This is a genomic window from Actinacidiphila epipremni (genome assembly GCF_012034175.1).
Classification (GTDB): Bacteria; Actinomycetota; Actinomycetes; order Streptomycetales; family Streptomycetaceae; genus Actinacidiphila; species Actinacidiphila epipremni.
Genome location: NZ_JAATEJ010000002.1, coordinates 78,619 through 93,573 on the forward strand (window position 1 = coordinate 78,619; position 14,955 = coordinate 93,573).

Below are 14,955 nucleotides of genomic sequence, written 5' to 3' on the forward strand. Positions count from 1 at the left end.
CGGTGGGATTGCGCGAGCTACGGCGAGCAGCGGCCCGGGGCGGAAAAGCCCGGCCCCGCGGGGCGGCGGCTCACGGGTAGGGCCAGGCGTTGGGCTTGCAGGTGGGCCCGCCGTCGAGGGACAGGAACTTCGTCTGCTGCATCATCACCGGCGCCGGCGCCCCCGCCGCCGGGCACCCGACGTGGTGGTGCCCGAGCCGGTGCCCGACCTCGTGGTTGATCAGCATCTGCCGGTACGCGTGCATCAGCCCGGGCCCGAACGTGTCCGCCCCCTGGGCCCAGCGATACGCGTTGATCATCGTCCGCGGCGTCGACGCCGCATCGCACGACACGTTGTCGATCGTCGTGTTGAGCCCCGACTTCGCGCACCACGCCGCCGTCGTGCCGGGGCTGGCGAGGGTGACGACGATGTCGGCGTGGCCGGTGGAGACCCGGGCGAAGGTCATCGTGCCGCCGTGGCCCCAGCTGCGCGGGTCGTTGAGCGTCTTGTAGACCGTGTCGCTGAAGAGCCGCGGGTCCAGCCCGAGGCCCTTCTCGACATCGACCCGGAAGGTGAGCACCTTGCCCTTGCCGGGCGCGGGCTGCTGCCCGGGGACGGTCTCGAAGGCGCCGGAGAGCTTCAGGCGCGGGTCCAGCGGGTATTGGCGGGCCATTTGCTCGTCGTACGAGGCGGGCGTCGGCGTCACCGCGGAGCCGGGCGCGGGCGCGGCGGCGGGCGTCGCGGACGAGGGCGGGGAGGGCGTCGGGGTGGTGTCCGCGGTGGTGGGGTCGGGCGCGGGGTGCTTACGGCCGATGCCGGTGAGCTGGCTGCCGGAGGTGACGGCGACGACGGTCACGACGGCCGCCGCGGCGATCCCGGTGAGCGTCCAGCCGGTCCGGCCCGGCCGGCGCCGGCCGCCCCCTCCCCCGCTGCCGCCGGGCGGCTCCTCGGCGGCCGGCGGCTCGGCGCCGGACCCGGCCCGCGGTACGGGGGCGGCGGGCGGGGCGGGCTCGAAGGCGTCGAGGAACTCCTGCCGGGGGCGCGGCACGGTGCGGCCCGGCGGGTGGACGCGCGGGGCGCGCATCTGCGCGGCGGTCGCGGTGTCGTGCGCCGCCCAGCCCTCGGCCCAGTCCTCGACGGGGTCGAAGGGCAGGTCGCGGCGCGCCGCCCGGACGCCGGCCGCGGCCCACGCCTCGGGCGTGTCCCCCCAGGCGCCGTGCTCGCGGTGCTCGGGGTGGCCGGTGAGCCGCCCGCCGGGCTCGGGGCGCCGCACGGCGGCGAAGGCACCGCTGTCCACGAACGGGTCGAACGGCTCGGTGTACGGCCCGGCGGGACTGCGCCGCCGCCGCCCGCTCCCCGGCGTCCCGAGCGCGCTTCCGGGCGGCGCGGCCCCGAACCCGGCCGCCGTCCCGTAGCCACCCGGGCCACCGGACCCGCCGAGTGAGCCGGGCCCGCCCGGGACACCAGCACCGCCCGCACCGCCGGGGGAATCCGCACCGCCTGGCCCACCGAAGGCCCCGGGCCCGCCCGCGGAGCCCGCACCGCCGAGGGAGCCGGGCCCGAAGGGGCCGGGAACGCCCGGGCCGCCGGGAACGCCCGGGCCGCCCGGGACGCCGAAGGGCCCCGGGCCGCCGGGGCCGCCGGCAGAGCCGAAGCCGCCCGGTGAACCGGCGGCGCCGAATGTGCCGTCGCCGTCCGGGCCGCCGAAGCCGTCCTGGCCGTCCCGCGCGCTGTGTTTGCCCACGCCCTCGATCAGCTCCCGCTCGCCGCCGTGCTCGTGCTCATCTCCGCCGTTGCCGAGACGCTACCCTCGCCCGCGCCGCCGCGGGTGCGGGCGGCCATTTCCTGCCGCAGATCGCGGAAGGCCCGCTCCACCAGGAACGGGTGCTCCATCATCGCGACATGCCCGCTCCCGGGGATGGTGAGCAGCCGCGCGTCACGGAAGGCGCGGCACGCGCGGCGGGCCATCCGTACGCCCACGAGCTTGTCGCGGACGCCGTAGACCAGCAGCGTCGGCGCGAGCACCCGCTCGGCCTGGCGCCACAGGGCGTGCTGGCCGCCGAGGGTATAGGCGTTGACGATGCCGCGGGTGGAGCGGACGGTGACGTCCCAGAAGTACGGCAGGTCCACCCGCCGCTGGTATTCGGTCGCCGCGGCGGCGCGTTCCGCGGGGCCGACGACGGACGGGTCGGCGTAGCACAGGGACAGCAGCGCCTGGGTGCGCCGCTCGGCCGGCCAGTCGCGGGTGACCCGGCGGTAGAGCGCGGGCAGGCCGGGGACGGCGGCGAGCGCGGTGGGCAGCGCGGTGCGCTGCGGCGGCAGCTCGGGCAGCGCCGGCGAGATCAGCGTGAGGGTGCGGACGAGGTCGGGCCGGGCGGCGGCGACCTTGACGACGACGGCGCCGCCCATGGAGTTGCCGAACAGGTGCACCGGGCCGCGCGCCTCGGCGTCCAGCAGCCGTACGACCGCGCGGGCGTGCGCGGCGAGGGAGTAGTTGCCGTCGTCGGGCGGCGGGGAATGGCCGAAACCGGGCAGGTCCAGCGCCTCGACGTCGAGGACGCCGGCGAGCCTGGCCATCAGCGCCGACCAGTTCTGCGACGAGCCGCCGAGGCCGTGCACGAACATCGCCGGCTCGCGCACGCCGGCGTGCGCCGCCCGCAGGTCGTGCCCGCGCGAGCGGACGAGCAGGCTGAGGCCGGGCAGCGTGACGGTTCTCGACGTCTCCCCGTCCGCGAGCACCGGACCCGCCGGCGGCACGGTCGCCGGCGACGCGGCGGGCTGGGGGAATTCCGTCGAGGCCATGGATTGATGTTACGAGACGATCACGCGGACGGCCCTGTGTCGGTCCGCACATGCCCGTACGCAACCGGCCACGGGACCTGGCTCACGGGTCCGACGCCGGACCCGGCCGCCGCGATGGTGCGCGGCGGCGGCAGTGGGTAGCCGACCTGTACGCGGCCCCGGCCGGCGGCGCCCGTACGCGCTGCGGGCCCGGCCGCGGGCTCCTAGGCTCCAGGAAGGGGCCGCCGGCGGGACCCGGGCGCCGGCGGGGCGAGGGAGTACATCCGACGGAAGGAAGGGCGCCATGTCCGACGAGATCGCCCGGATCGAGCGGGAAGCCGACGAGGACGACACCAACGCCGCGGAGCGCGACCACGGCGACGACCTGGACCTGGAGGCCCCGGAGGCCGACAGCGCCGAGCAGCGCGCGGAGCTGCTGCAGCAGCGCGACGAGCCGGTCACCGAGCGGCCCGCCGACCGCGACGGCGAGGCGAACCCGGCGGACACCGCCGAGCAGCGCCGGGTCGTCGCGCTGGACGAGGACGAGGACGAGGAGCGCCGCTGACGCCCCCGGCGCGGCCCGCCGGGGCGTGGACCGATACCCTGCGGGGCCCCGCAGGGTATCGGTCCACGAGGCCCCGGCCGGGGTTACCGGCCCGCCCCGGGCCGGGCCGGCGCCTGGTTTCGGCCGGATCCGCCGGATTCCAGTACGTGAGAATGTGCCCTCGTACGGCGCACAGGGTCGTTACCCAAAAGTACGATGGCCAGCGCAGCGTTCTTTCGTTCGTTCATCCGTTCGTTCCGCAGAATTGGGAGGCGGCGTGACAGCCATCGAGCAGACTCACGCACGACCGCGCGGCACCCGCCTGCCCCGCCGGGCCCGACGCGAGCAGTTGCTGGGGGCCGCCCAGGAAGTGTTCGTCGCGCAGGGTTACCACGCCGCCGCGATGGACGACATCGCCGAGCGGGCCGGCGTCAGCAAGCCGGTGCTCTACCAGCACTTCCCGGGCAAGCTGGAGCTGTATCTGGCGCTGCTGGACCAGCACTGCGAGGCCCTGCTGCAGTCGGTGCGCGGCGCGCTGGAGTCCACGACGGACAACAAGAAGCGCGTCGAGGCGACGATGGACGCGTACTTCGCGTACGTCGAGGACGAGGGCGGCGCCTTCCGGCTGGTCTTCGAGTCCGACCTGACGAACGAGCCGGCGGTGCGCGAGCGGGTCGACAAGGTGTCGTTGCAGTGCGCCGAGGCGATCAGCGAGGTCATCTCGGAGGACACCGGGCTGTCGCGCGAGCAGTCGATGCTGCTCGCGGTGGGCCTGGGCGGCGTCTCGCAGGTGGTGGCCCGCTACTGGCTGGCCAGCCGCAGCGATGTGCCGCGCGACACCGCGGTGCAGCTGCTGACGTCGCTGGCCTGGCGCGGCATCGCCGGCTTCCCGCTGCACGGCGCCGAGGGCGGCCACCACTCCTGAGCCGGTCCTGCGCCCGGTCGTGCGCCGGGTCCCGCGCGACTCCCGAGCCGGTCCTGCGCGCCACGCATGCCCGCCGGCCGGGCTAGTCTGGGCAGCGTACGGCGCGACATTCCGCGCACACCGCCAGCCCATCGGAGGGACCCAAGCCGTGGAGGTCAAGATCGGCGTGCTGCACGCGCCGCGCGAGATCAGCATCGAGAGCTCTCAGTCGGCGGACGAGGTCGAGAAGGCCGTCGCCGACGCGCTGTCGGGCGACGCGAAGCTGCTCAGCCTGGTGGACGAGCACGGCCGCAAGGTGCTCGTGCCCGCCGACCGGCTGGCCTACGTCGAGATCGGCGAGTCGGCCGCCCGCAGGGTCGGCTTCGGCGCGGCTCTCTGACGTCACGTCAGCGAGGGGGCGGCAACCGGCCAGTCCGGTTGCCGCCCCCTCGTTCGTGCCGCCGTTTCGCGCGGTGCCCCGTTTCACGCGGCTCCCCGCGGGGGTAGGACCTCAGTGCACCGGTCCGTACCACCGTGTCATTGGAGGGGAATCTGATGCTCTGGCAGATCGCCGGCTATACGGCACTCGGCCTGCTCGCCGCCTTCGCCGCCGCGCGGCTGTTCCCCTCCCGGCTGCCGGCGGCCGGCCTGCTGCTGCTCACCGGCGTGGTCGCCGCCCTGACCGGCGGCCTGGTGGGCTACACGATCTTCGGCGGCGCCCGCCCCGAGCTCACCTTCGCCGCGTCCTTCGCGACGGCGGCGGCGGGCCTGAGCGTCCTGGCGAGCCCCGCCCGCCGCGGCCGGCACGCCAAGATCACGACCCCGGGGGCGTGACCCGCGTCACCGGACCGGCGCCCACGGGGGCCGGCGTCAACCGGACCCGCGCCGCCTCGCGCGCGGCGTTACGCGGCCAGCCCCAGGGCCGCCATCCGCTTGGTGTGGGCCTCGGTGATCCGGGAGAACATCCGGCCGACCTCGGCCAGGTCGAAGCCGTCGGCGACGCCCCCCACGAGCATCGTCGACAGGGCGTCGCGGTCGGCGACGACCCGCTGGGCCTGGGAGAGCGCCTCGCCCATGAGCCGGCGGGCCCACAGGGCGAGCCGGCCGCCGACGCGCGGGTCGGCGTCGATGGCGGCCCGGACCTTCTCGACGGCGAAGGTGGCGTGCCCGGTGTCGTCGAGGACGGCGAGCACCAGGGTGCGGGTGTCGCTGTCGAGCCGGACGGCGACCTCGCGGTAGAAGTCGGACGCGATCGAGTCGCCGACGTACGCCTTGACCAGGCCCTCCAGCCAGTCCGACGGCGCGGTCTGGCGGTGGAAGTCGTCCAGCGCGGTGCTGAACGGCTCCATCGCCTCGACCGCCGCTTCGCCCACCTCGGTGAGCCGGTCCCGCAGCTGCGCGAAGTGCTGGAACTCGGCGGCGGCCATCGCCGCCAGCTCCGCCTTGTCCTCCAGGGTCGGCGCGAGCTTGGCGTCCTCCGCGAGCCGTTCGAAAGCGGCGAGCTCCCCGTAGGCGAGCGCGCCGAGCAGGTCGACGACGGCGGCGCGGTAGCGCGGGTCGGCGGAGGCCGAGGCCCAGTCCTGCGCGGCGATCCCGGTGGCCGGCGCGGCGGGCTCGGACGTCCCGGCGGTCTCGGCGGCGGGCGGCGTCGGGGTGGGCTTGGTGGTGTCGTCAGGCGTCTCCATGGAGCGCACAATAACCAAGTCCCGACCGGGGACCGACACCCTCCGCGTGACCCGATGATGTCCCGAACGAAACATTTGATCGGGTGCAGCTACGTGTTTCCGGGGTAGAGTGGTAATGCACCCGCCGCTCATCGGCCAGTTTCGCGATCCTCGGCGGGCGACGTGTGCAACACCCTGGATGCCCGGTCGGTGGCCCGATCGGCTCCGACCCGACCGCCCTCCCGCCATCGGGAGGGGCCCACTCGCGGCAAGGGCGAGAGCAGCGGTCCCGCGCTCCACAGCCCTTCGCAGGCTGTACGACACATCTGCGCGGTCAGTGACCGGCGCGCCGGCAAGTCCGGCGACTCCGGCCACTCGACCCCCTCGCCGAAAAGTGCCGCGTCACACAGAAGAGGCAAGCATCCTGACCACCACCACTACTTTCCGCAGTCTTGGCATCCTTCCCGAGACGGCCGAGGCCCTGGAGGCCGTCGGCATCACCACTCCCTTCCCGATCCAGGAGATGACGCTCCCGGTCGCCCTCGCGGGCAGCGACGTCATCGGCCAGGCCAAGACCGGCACCGGCAAGACGCTGGGCTTCGGCCTTCCGCTGCTGGAGCGGGTCACCGTCGCCGCCGACGTCGAGGCCGGGCGCGCGACGCCCGAGCAGCTGACCGACGCCCCGCAGGCGCTCGTCGTCGTCCCCACCCGTGAGCTGTGCCAGCAGGTCACCAACGACCTGCTGACCGCCGGCAAGGTCCGCGCGGTCCGGGTGCACGCCATCTACGGCGGCCGGGCGTACGAGCCGCAGGTCGAGGCGCTGAAGAAGGGCGTCGACGTGGTCGTCGGCACCCCGGGCCGGCTGCTGGACCTCGCGGGCCAGAAGAAGCTCAACCTCAAGCACGTGCGCGCGCTCGTGCTGGACGAGGCCGACGAGATGCTCGACCTCGGCTTCCTGCCGGACGTCGAGAAGATCATGGCGATGCTGCCGGCCAGGCGGCAGACGATGCTGTTCTCGGCGACCATGCCGGGCGCGGTCATCAACCTGGCCCGCCGCTACATGTCGCAGCCCACCCACATCAGCGCGACCGCCCCGGACGACGAGGGCGCGACGGTCGCCTCGACCACGCAGCACATCTTCCGCGCGCACTCCCTGGACAAGGTCGAGCTGGTCGCGCGGGTGCTCCAGGCCGAGGGCCGGGGCCTGGCGATGATCTTCTGCCGCACCAAGCGCACCGCCGCGGACGTCGCCGAGCAGCTGGAGCGCCGCGGGTTCGCCTCCGGCGCGGTGCACGGCGACCTCGGGCAGGGCGCGCGCGAGCAGGCGCTGCGGGCGTTCCGCAACGGCAAGGTCGATGTGCTGGTGTGCACCGATGTCGCCGCGCGCGGCATCGACGTCGAGGGCGTCACGCATGTGATCAACTACCAGACGCCCGAGGACGAGAAGACGTATCTGCACCGCATCGGCCGCACCGGGCGCGCCGGGGCGACGGGTACGGCGATCACGCTGGTCGACTGGGACGACATCCCGCGCTGGCAGCTGATCAACAAGGCGCTGGACCTGCCGTTCAACGACCCGGAGGAGACGTATTCGACGTCTCCGCACCTGTACGAGCTGCTGCGGATCCCCGCCGGCACGAAGGGGATACTGCCCCGGGCCGAGCGCACCCGCGCCGGCCTCGACGCGGAAGAGGTCGAGGACCTCGGCGAGACCGGTGGCCGCGGGCCGCGCGGCGGTGGCCGCAAGGGCGGTGGCGGCGGCCGGCCGGGCGCCGCGCCGGCCGAGGAGCGCCAGCCCCGCACCCGCACCCCGCGGCAGCGCCGCCGCACCCGTGGCGGCCAGGCCGAGGCGCCCGCCGAGGGCACGCCGGCGACCGCCGGGTCCGCCACGGCGGTCTCCGAGCCGGCCGCGCTCACCGACGAGCCCGGCGCCGCCCCGCGCACTCCGCGCCGCCGCCGCAGGACCCGCGCGGGCGCCCCGTCCGCCGCTTCTGCCGCTCCGGCCGAGCCGCTGCCCGCCGAGGCCGCTCCCGTCGCCGCGCCGGTGACACCGGCGGCGGAGCCGGCGGCCGACCCCGCCGAGGAGCCGAAGGCCCCACGCCGCCGGACCCGCAAGACCGCGGCAACCGCCGAGGTCCCCGCACCGGCCGCCGCACCCGAGGAAGCCCCCAAGGCACCCCGGCGGCGTACCCGCAAGGCCGCCGCTACGACGGAGGTCGTCGCCGAGGCGCAGGCCGCCGACGCCGAGGTGACCGAGGCGGCCCCGCGCCGCCGGACCCGTAAGACCGCGGCAACCGCCGAGGTCCCGGCACCGGCCGCCGCAGCCGAGGAAGCCCCCAAGGCGCCGCGGCGGCGGACGCGTAAGACCGCCGCTTCGGCGGAGGTGCCCGCGCCCGCAGGTGCGCCGGAGGGCGAGGAAGCGCCCAAGGCGCCGCGGCGCCGGACGCGTAAGGCCGTCGCCGTGGCCGACGAGGGCTGACGGAGCGGCACGCGTGAGGTCAGCGTGGACACCCCCGGCCGCACCGGCCGGGGGTGTTTCGCGTCGAGCGGCAACCTGTCGGACATATGCACCGCGTAATCTCACTGCATGAGCCGACCGAGCACTCTGCGACTGCCCGAGCGCGCGACCGCGCACCGGCTGGAGACCGCGCGCGGGTCCTTCGCCGTCCTGGACGCGGCCCCCGCGCCGGACGCGCCCGCGCAGGGCACCGCACTGCTCGTCCCCGGCTTCACGGGCAGCAAGGAGGACTTCCTCGACCTGCTGGCCCCGCTCTCCGCGGCCGGCTTCCGGGTCGTCGCGGTGGACGGCCGCGGCCAGTACGAGACGCCGGGGCCGCGCGACGAGGCGGCGTACGCCCAGCGCGAGCTCGCCGCGGACGTCCGCGCGCAGGCCGACGCGCTCGCCGCGCAGGCCCCGGGCGCCGCGCTGCACGTCCTCGGCCACTCCCTCGGCGGCCACCTCGTCCGCGCCGCCCTGCTCGCGGCCGGCCCGGGCCCCTTCTCCTCCGTGACGCTGATGAGTTCGGGCCCGGCGGAGATCGCGCCGGACCAGCAGCTCAGGACGCAGCTGCTGATCGACCACCTGCCGACGATGGACATGGAGACCGCCTGGTGGGCGATGCGCTCCCTGGACTCCGCCGACACCAGCACCACCCCGGTCGGACCGGCCTGGCTCGACGACTTCCTGCACCGCCGCTGGATCGGTACGGTCCCGGAACAACTCATCGCCACCGCCCGCCAGTTGATGACCGAACCGGACCGGGTCGCGGAACTTGCCGCCATACCCCTGCCGAAGCTCGTACTGTCCGGGGAGGTGGACTACGCATGGCCGGTCCCGCTGCTCGACGCGATGGCGGAGCGGCTGGGCGCCAGGCGCGTCGTGATCAAGGGCGCGGAGCACTCCCCCAACGCCGAGCGACCTGCGGAAACGGCAGCCGCGCTGGTGGCGTTCTGGGCGGACGAGGGCACGGTGGCGGGACAAGCGGGATAAGCAGTCGGCCCGCCGAAGGTTTTTATTTAGAGTAGGGAATGTTTTGAAGGGGGTGTTCGTTGACCACACATGTAACGAGGGAGGAAGGGAGAAGCCCTATGCGCTTCGAGATCATGCGGCTCGACGACCGGAACGGCGACGCGGTGGACAGCACCGTCGTGGACGCTTCCGCGGTCAACAAGATCGTGCAGCAGGCCGCTGCCATCGGGCAGCGCATCTACATCCGACCGGCGGAAGCTCTCACGGACTGACGCGACGACACAACGTTCCGGCGCCCCGTACATCGTGTACGTACGGGGCGCTTTCGTTTGCCCGCGCGCGCCGGCCCGCCACGGCAGGCTCAGGCGCCCTGGCCGTGGACAAACCCGAGGACGCCGTTGGCGACGGACTGCACCGCGATCGCCGAGAGCAGCATGCCGGACAGCCGCGTCACCAGCACGACGCCGCCCTCCTTGATGACCCGGATGATCGCCAGCGAGTAACGCATCGTCAGCCACAGCACGGCGTGCATCGCGAGGATCGCCGCCCACACGGACACCTGGGAGCCGATCCCGTCGGCGTGCTGCACGGCGAGGATGACGGTGACGATGGCCCCCGGCCCGGCGAGCAGCGGCATCCCCAGCGGCACGAGCGCGACGTTCACGTCCCGCGTCTGCGTCGGCTCGTCCGCCTTGCCGGTGAGCAGGTCCAGTGCGATGAGCAGAAGCAGCAGCCCGCCGGCGACCCGCAGGGCGGGCACGGACACATGCAGGTAGTCCAGGATCTGCTGCCCGCAGACCCCGAACACGGCGATGACCCCGAACGCCACGCCCGCGGCCTGCGCCGCCATCCGCCGCTGCACCTTGGCCGCCCGCCCGGAGGTGAGGGCGAGGAATATGGGGGTGATCCCGGGCGGGTCCATGATCACGAACAACGTGAAGAACACGGACCCGAACAGGGTGAGGTCGAACATGGCTGAGCTTTCGTTTGTCAGAGGGCGAGCGAATGTAGTGAGGGCGCGGCGAGGGGCGCCCCTGCCGCGCGGGGCAGGAAACCGGGGGCTGCGTGGGGGTGCCCCCGGGCGAAGCTCTGGGGGAGAACGAAGCGACCAGCCCCCCGCCGGACGGAAGGTCCGGCGACTGCGGGCGCGGCAGCCCGGGCGGAAGAAGCCCCGAGGTCGCTAGACCTCGGAGATGGGCTGCGCCCCCGAAGCCCGCGCGGCGATCTGCGCGTAGACCTCCGGCGAGGTCGTACACGCCCCGAGCTCCACCGTCTTCCGGGAGCCGTGGTAATCCGACGACCCCGTCGCCAAGAGCCCCAGCTCCCGGGCGAGCCCGCGCAACCGCTCCCGCGTCCCGGCGTCATGGTCCGTGTGGTCGACCTCCAGCCCGTCGAGCCCCGCGGCGGCGAGCCGCGCGATGACCTCGTCCGGCACGGTCTCGCCCCGCTTGTGCGCACCGGGGTGCGCGAACACCGTCACCCCGCCCGCCGCCTTGACGAGAGCCACCGCCTCGAAGGGATCGAACTCGTGCTTCTCGACGTACGCCCGCCCGTCGTTGGCGAGCCACTGCGAGGTGAACGCGTCGGAGACCGTGGGGACGACGCCCAGCTCGACCATCGCCGTGGCGATGTGCGGGCGGCCCACGGAGCCGTCGCCGGCGATCCGCGCGACCCTCTCCCACGTCACGGGCACACCCAGCTCCTGGAGCTTGGCGATCATGCCGCGGGCCCGCGGCACCCGGTCGTCGCGGACGAGTTCGCGGGCCGCGTGCAGCCGCGGCTCGGTCGTGTCGAAGAGGTACGCCAGCATGTGCATGCTGATCCCGTCGACCCGGCAGGACAGCTCCGCGCCGGGCACGAGCGTGAGCGGCGTACCGGCGAGCGCGGCGGTGGCTTCCGCGTGCCCGGCGACGGTGTCGTGGTCGGTCAGGGCGACGACGTCGAGCCCGGCGGCCACGGCGTTGCGGACCAGCTCCGCGGGGGTGTCGGTGCCGTCGGACGCCGAGGAGTGGGTGTGCAGGTCGATGCGCACGGCACGGGCTCCCGGGGACGGCGCGGACAGGGGACGAAGAAAAGGATAGCGCCCGCCCGAGCCTGCGATTCGCAGGTATTGCGCAGCTCACGCCGCCGGCCTCCGGGGCGTACGGCTCAGCTCAGCAGCCGGGGCGTCAGCGCGCCGCACGGCAGCAGCTCGACCTCGGCGCCGGCGTCCCGCAGGTCCGTCAGGACCAGCTCGTCGTACATCAGCAGCCCCGTCTCCTCGGGCCAGACGATGGCCCACAGCCACAGCCCGCGCGCCTCGCCCGCGAAGACGACCCGGTCGGCGGGGGCGCCGTCGACGTGCCACAGGGCGGTGGGGCGGCCGGCGGCGAGCACCTTGGCGTGCGGGGGCTTGTCGACGCACATGGCGGGGCCGGGGTCCACCCCGTCGATGCCGGCGTAGCGCGCGCCGAGCCCGACGCCCAGCTCCTCGGCGATGAGCATCAGCTCGCCGGGCCCGCCGAAGGGCCCGGGGCCCGAGCAGGCGACAGCGGTCGCGCGGCCCCCGCTGCGGTCGTCACCGGCGGCGGCGACGCCGGAGAAGAGCCAGCCGACCGGGAGCGGCCACGGCATCCACACGGGCACCTGCGACCGGTTGACGACCACGCCGAGGCCCTCGACGCTCGGCGGGACGACCGGTTGCAGCGGATACACCGTGCCGTGCGCGTCGCACTGCCAGGAGTCGGCGAAAAGGCCGGGCGCCCTGACCCTGCCACCGCACTTCGGGCAACTGGGTTCGCCCCTCATAAATCCCCACGGTCCTCCAGCCATGTGCCCGCGTCAAGGACGATCACCCGTCCGGAGGGGAACGTTCCGCCACCCGCCCCACCCCTCGCCCACTAGATGCACCTTGCACTAGTTGCCATTGCCAACCTATTATTCGTGTAGTCACCAACTACTTCCACCGTCCCGGCCGTCCGCCGGCCAGAGGGGAACGCGGGCCATGCAGCCAGCCACCGACACCGCCGAGGGCCTGGCCGGCCCGGCGCACGAGAACCCGGCGCACGAGAACCCGGCGCGCAAGGAGGAGGGCCCGGAGAAGGCCGGCCTGCTGCGCCAGCCCACCGCCGTGTGGGCGACGGCCGGCGCGGCCGTCGTGGCGTTCATGGGCATCGGGCTGGTCGACCCGATCCTGCCGTCCATCGCCAAGGGCCTGGACGCCTCGCCCAGCCAGGTCTCGCTCCTCTTCACCAGCTACTTCCTGATCACCGCGTTCGCGATGCTGGTCACCGGCTTCGTCTCCAGCCGGATCGGCGGCAAGAAGACGCTGCTCGCCGGTCTCGCGCTGGTCGTGGTCTTCGCCGGGCTCGCCGGCACCTCCGGCAGCGTCGGCCAGCTCGTCGGCTTCCGCGCGGGCTGGGGCCTGGGCAACGCGCTGTTCGTCTCGACCTCGCTCGCCGTCATCGTCGGCGCGGCCACCGGCGGCGCCGCCTCGGCGATCCTGCTGTACGAGTCCGCGCTCGGCCTCGGCATGGCCTGCGGCCCGCTGCTCGGCGCGGTGCTCGGCGACATGAAGTGGCGCTACCCGTTCTTCGGCACGGCCGTGCTCATGGCGATCGGCTTCGTGGCGATCTCGCTCTTCCTGAAGGAGCAGCCGAGGCCCGCCCGCCGCACTTCCGTGCTCGACCCGCTGAAGGCCCTCGGCCACGGCGGTCTCGCCTCCGCCGCGGCCTCGGCGTTCTTCTACAACTACGCCTTCTTCACGGTGCTGGCCTTCACGCCGTTCGTGCTCGACATGTCGCCCTACCGCTCCGGCGCGGTGTTCTTCGGCTGGGGCGTGCTGCTCGCGGTCTTCTCGGTGATCGTCGCGCCGCGCCTTCAGTCCCGCTTCGGCTCGCTGAAGGTGCTGGGCGCGTCGCTGGTCCTGCTCGCGGCGGACCTGGTCGTGCTCGGCTACGGCTCCCACACCACGGCGATCGCCTGCACGGTGCTGTCGGGCGCGTTCATCGGCGTCAACAACACCGTCTACACCGAACTCGCCCTCGGCGTCTCCCCCGCCCCCCGCCCCGTCGCGAGCGCCGGCTACAACTTCGTCCGCTGGTTCGCCGCGGCGGCGGCCCCGTACCTGGCCCCGAAGATCGAGGAGTGGACCGACATCCACATCCCCTTCGTGATCGCCGCCCTCGCCGCCGTCACGGCCACGGCCATCATCACCACCCGCCACCACCACCTCACCCCGTCCCCCCACCCGACCCCGGTCCGCTGACGAGGTCGCGCTGGTACCAACTGCCCTGCTTCCCCCCGAGGTCGGCCGGGCCGGCCGGGCCCACGGGGGCGAAACCGGCCTTGGCCAGGACGCGTTGGGACGCCGGGTTCTGGTGGGCGACGGCCGCCCGCAGCGTACGGAGCCCGTGCCGCTCCACCGCCAGCCGGCACAACTCCCCCAGCGCGGCGGTCGCCACCCCGCGCCCGGCGGCGCGCTGCGCGACCCGGTAACCGACGTCCGCGGAGCCGTCGTCGAGGTCGAAGAGGTTGAACCGGCCGATGACCGAGCCGTCTTCGTCGACCAGCACGTAGAACGCGCAGACCCCGTCCGCCTGTTCGGCCAGCAGCGCCTCGAACCGCTCGTCGAACCGCTCGAAGTAGTGATCCCCGCGGTCGGAGATGAAGCCGGCGAAGTAACGGCGGTTCGCCGTCTCGAAGTCCAGGACCGCCGCGGCGTGGTCCGCCCGCAGAAGCATCAGTTCAGGCATCGCCCGACCCTACCCGGCACGCCCGCCGCAGCCCCCCGGTCGTCGGCTCGGCGGTGGCTCAGGTCAGGGGGACTGCTCGGCGGAGGGGGTCGGTCAGGTCGGTGGAGTGGGTGGACCAGAGGGTGCGGAGGGCTTCGGCGCCCTTTGCGCGTTTGAAGGCGGCTTCGGCCGGGGTCATGGGGGTCAGGGGGTAGAAGCGGACCGGGTCGAGGGGGGCGGGGAGGGGGAGGTCGGGGACGAGGGTGCCGGGGGTGGCGGCGAGGAAGGCGGTGAAGGGGGCGCCGGGCCAGAGCGGGGCGGCGAAGTCGAGGGTGTTGCCGTCGGCCAGGACGACGCCCTCGACCTGCGGGGACGCCGCGGCCATGGCGAGGGGGCGCAGCACCGGCGAGGTGTCCGCGCGGCCGGCCCGTAGCGTCAGGACGACCTCCGCGCGGGGGCCGCGCTCGGGGTCGGCGACCGGGGCGAGGGGGTCGGCCATGGGCTGCGCGGACATGCCGAGGGTGGCGTAGCGCAGCAGCGGGCCGTCGGCGAAGCGGAGCACCTCGATGCGCTCGGCGCCCAGGAAGGTCACGGCCGCCCGGGCCTCCGGCGCCCCGAAGACGGACCTGAGCCGTTCCTCGACGGACGGCAAAATCTCACCCATGCCGCGAGCATAGAACGCGTCAGGACGGCATCCGGCGGCGCGGGGGCGTACCCTGCGCTTGCTAAGGTAGGGCGTTCGCGCAAGTCCATTCCCCCAGCGGGGACCGGCCGGAGGAGGTGGGGACTGACATGGATCCTAGTCGACCGTGCAGTACCGGCAGCTCTTCGTACGCCGCCGCCCCGCGCGCAGTGTGACCCGCTGATCCCCCGCGTTCCATACCCGGCCCTCGTGCCGTGAA

16 protein-coding genes are annotated in these 14,955 nt (G+C 74.2%); 8 read left to right on the forward strand and 8 right to left on the reverse strand.

What is annotated here, in order from left to right; genetic code table 11:
• Positions 1–70: 70 nt before the first annotated feature.
• On the reverse strand, positions 71–1,276 hold the full coding sequence (locus tag HCN08_RS36395) for a DUF3152 domain-containing protein (RefSeq protein WP_322974196.1): 1,206 nt from the start codon (positions 1,274–1,276) through the stop codon (positions 71–73).
• A gap of 455 nt (positions 1,277–1,731) precedes the next feature.
• Positions 1,732–2,781: an alpha/beta fold hydrolase gene (locus HCN08_RS03240; RefSeq protein ID WP_167981315.1), complete on the reverse strand. Its 1,050-nt coding sequence runs from the start codon at positions 2,779–2,781 to the stop codon at positions 1,732–1,734.
• A 283-nt stretch (positions 2,782–3,064) separates the two neighbouring features.
• Here HCN08_RS03240 and HCN08_RS03245 point away from each other — a divergent pair, with 283 nt between their 5' ends.
• The 4 genes from HCN08_RS03245 (at position 3,065) to HCN08_RS03260 (ending at position 5,042) form a co-directional block, all read left to right on the forward strand.
• Complete coding sequence (locus HCN08_RS03245; RefSeq protein WP_240969740.1) at positions 3,065–3,325, forward strand: hypothetical protein; 261 nt, start codon at positions 3,065–3,067, stop codon at positions 3,323–3,325.
• 256 nt (positions 3,326–3,581) lie between these two features.
• On the forward strand, positions 3,582–4,229 hold the full coding sequence (locus HCN08_RS03250) for a TetR/AcrR family transcriptional regulator (RefSeq protein ID WP_167981316.1): 648 nt from the start codon (positions 3,582–3,584) through the stop codon (positions 4,227–4,229).
• A 148-nt stretch (positions 4,230–4,377) separates the two neighbouring features.
• Positions 4,378–4,608, forward strand: coding sequence for a DUF3107 domain-containing protein (locus tag HCN08_RS35015; protein WP_167981317.1), 231 nt, complete (start codon positions 4,378–4,380; stop codon positions 4,606–4,608).
• 155 nt (positions 4,609–4,763) lie between these two features.
• Positions 4,764–5,042, forward strand: coding sequence for a hypothetical protein (locus HCN08_RS03260; RefSeq protein WP_167981318.1), 279 nt, complete (start codon positions 4,764–4,766; stop codon positions 5,040–5,042).
• Positions 5,043–5,110: 68 nt separating this feature from the next.
• On the opposite strand, the gene HCN08_RS03265 is transcribed toward HCN08_RS03260, so the two are convergent.
• Positions 5,111–5,902 (reverse strand): ferritin-like fold-containing protein, encoded by a 792-nt coding sequence (locus tag HCN08_RS03265; protein ID WP_407648656.1) that lies wholly within the window; start codon positions 5,900–5,902, stop codon positions 5,111–5,113.
• A 364-nt stretch (positions 5,903–6,266) separates the two neighbouring features.
• On the opposite strand from HCN08_RS03265, the gene HCN08_RS03270 reads away from it, so the two are divergent.
• The 3 genes from HCN08_RS03270 to HCN08_RS03280 all read left to right on the forward strand — a co-directional run bounded on the left by HCN08_RS03270 (position 6,267) and on the right by HCN08_RS03280 (position 9,613).
• Positions 6,267–8,351, forward strand: a complete 2,085-nt coding sequence (locus HCN08_RS03270; protein ID WP_167981320.1) for a DEAD/DEAH box helicase — start codon at positions 6,267–6,269, stop codon at positions 8,349–8,351.
• A 108-nt stretch (positions 8,352–8,459) separates the two neighbouring features.
• Complete coding sequence (locus tag HCN08_RS03275) at positions 8,460–9,362, forward strand: alpha/beta fold hydrolase (RefSeq protein ID WP_167981321.1); 903 nt, start codon at positions 8,460–8,462, stop codon at positions 9,360–9,362.
• Positions 9,363–9,460: 98 nt separating this feature from the next.
• Positions 9,461–9,613: a hypothetical protein gene (locus HCN08_RS03280; RefSeq protein WP_167981322.1), complete on the forward strand. Its 153-nt coding sequence runs from the start codon at positions 9,461–9,463 to the stop codon at positions 9,611–9,613.
• A gap of 89 nt (positions 9,614–9,702) precedes the next feature.
• On the opposite strand, the gene HCN08_RS03285 is transcribed toward HCN08_RS03280, so the two are convergent.
• The 3 genes from HCN08_RS03285 to HCN08_RS03295 form a co-directional block, all read right to left on the reverse strand.
• A complete protein-coding gene (locus HCN08_RS03285) occupies positions 9,703–10,314 on the reverse strand; it encodes a MarC family protein (protein ID WP_167981323.1) in 612 nt (203 codons plus the stop codon).
• Positions 10,315–10,521: 207 nt separating this feature from the next.
• Complete coding sequence (locus HCN08_RS03290) at positions 10,522–11,373, reverse strand: PHP domain-containing protein (RefSeq protein ID WP_167981324.1); 852 nt, start codon at positions 11,371–11,373, stop codon at positions 10,522–10,524.
• A gap of 116 nt (positions 11,374–11,489) precedes the next feature.
• Positions 11,490–12,128 (reverse strand): DUF6758 family protein, encoded by a 639-nt coding sequence (locus HCN08_RS03295; RefSeq protein WP_167981325.1) that lies wholly within the window; start codon positions 12,126–12,128, stop codon positions 11,490–11,492.
• Positions 12,129–12,324: 196 nt separating this feature from the next.
• Between HCN08_RS03295 and HCN08_RS03300 the strand changes: the two genes are divergently transcribed.
• Positions 12,325–13,587, forward strand: a complete 1,263-nt coding sequence (locus HCN08_RS03300; protein WP_167981326.1) for an MFS transporter — start codon at positions 12,325–12,327, stop codon at positions 13,585–13,587.
• On the opposite strand, the gene HCN08_RS03305 is transcribed toward HCN08_RS03300, so the two are convergent.
• Both HCN08_RS03305 and HCN08_RS03310 read right to left on the reverse strand, forming a co-directional pair.
• Entirely contained in the window at positions 13,553–14,074 is a 522-nt protein-coding gene (locus tag HCN08_RS03305; RefSeq protein ID WP_167981327.1) for a GNAT family N-acetyltransferase, read from the reverse strand. The genes HCN08_RS03300 and HCN08_RS03305 overlap by 35 nt on opposite strands.
• Before the next feature lie 58 nt (positions 14,075–14,132).
• Positions 14,133–14,717, reverse strand: coding sequence for a suppressor of fused domain protein (locus HCN08_RS03310; protein ID WP_167981328.1), 585 nt, complete (start codon positions 14,715–14,717; stop codon positions 14,133–14,135).
• Positions 14,718–14,955: the final 238 nt, after the last annotated feature.

Excerpts from the sequence above, each read along its gene's own strand:
- HCN08_RS03240 (WP_167981315.1), bottom strand. The coding sequence starts at position 2,781 with ATGGCCTCGACGGAATTCCCCCAGCCCGCCGCGTCGCCGGCGACCGTG.
- HCN08_RS03245 (WP_240969740.1), top strand. The coding sequence starts at position 3,065 with ATGTCCGACGAGATCGCCCGGATCGAGCGGGAAGCCGACGAGGACGAC.
- HCN08_RS03260 (WP_167981318.1), top strand. The coding sequence starts at position 4,764 with ATGCTCTGGCAGATCGCCGGCTATACGGCACTCGGCCTGCTCGCCGCC.
- HCN08_RS03275 (WP_167981321.1), top strand. The coding sequence starts at position 8,460 with ATGAGCCGACCGAGCACTCTGCGACTGCCCGAGCGCGCGACCGCGCAC.
- HCN08_RS03280 (WP_167981322.1), top strand. The coding sequence starts at position 9,461 with ATGCGCTTCGAGATCATGCGGCTCGACGACCGGAACGGCGACGCGGTG.
- HCN08_RS03285 (WP_167981323.1), bottom strand. The coding sequence starts at position 10,314 with ATGTTCGACCTCACCCTGTTCGGGTCCGTGTTCTTCACGTTGTTCGTG.
- HCN08_RS03295 (WP_167981325.1), bottom strand. The coding sequence starts at position 12,128 with ATGAGGGGCGAACCCAGTTGCCCGAAGTGCGGTGGCAGGGTCAGGGCG.
- HCN08_RS03300 (WP_167981326.1), top strand. The coding sequence starts at position 12,325 with ATGCAGCCAGCCACCGACACCGCCGAGGGCCTGGCCGGCCCGGCGCAC.
- HCN08_RS03305 (WP_167981327.1), bottom strand. The coding sequence starts at position 14,074 with ATGCCTGAACTGATGCTTCTGCGGGCGGACCACGCCGCGGCGGTCCTG.
- HCN08_RS03310 (WP_167981328.1), bottom strand. The coding sequence starts at position 14,717 with ATGGGTGAGATTTTGCCGTCCGTCGAGGAACGGCTCAGGTCCGTCTTC.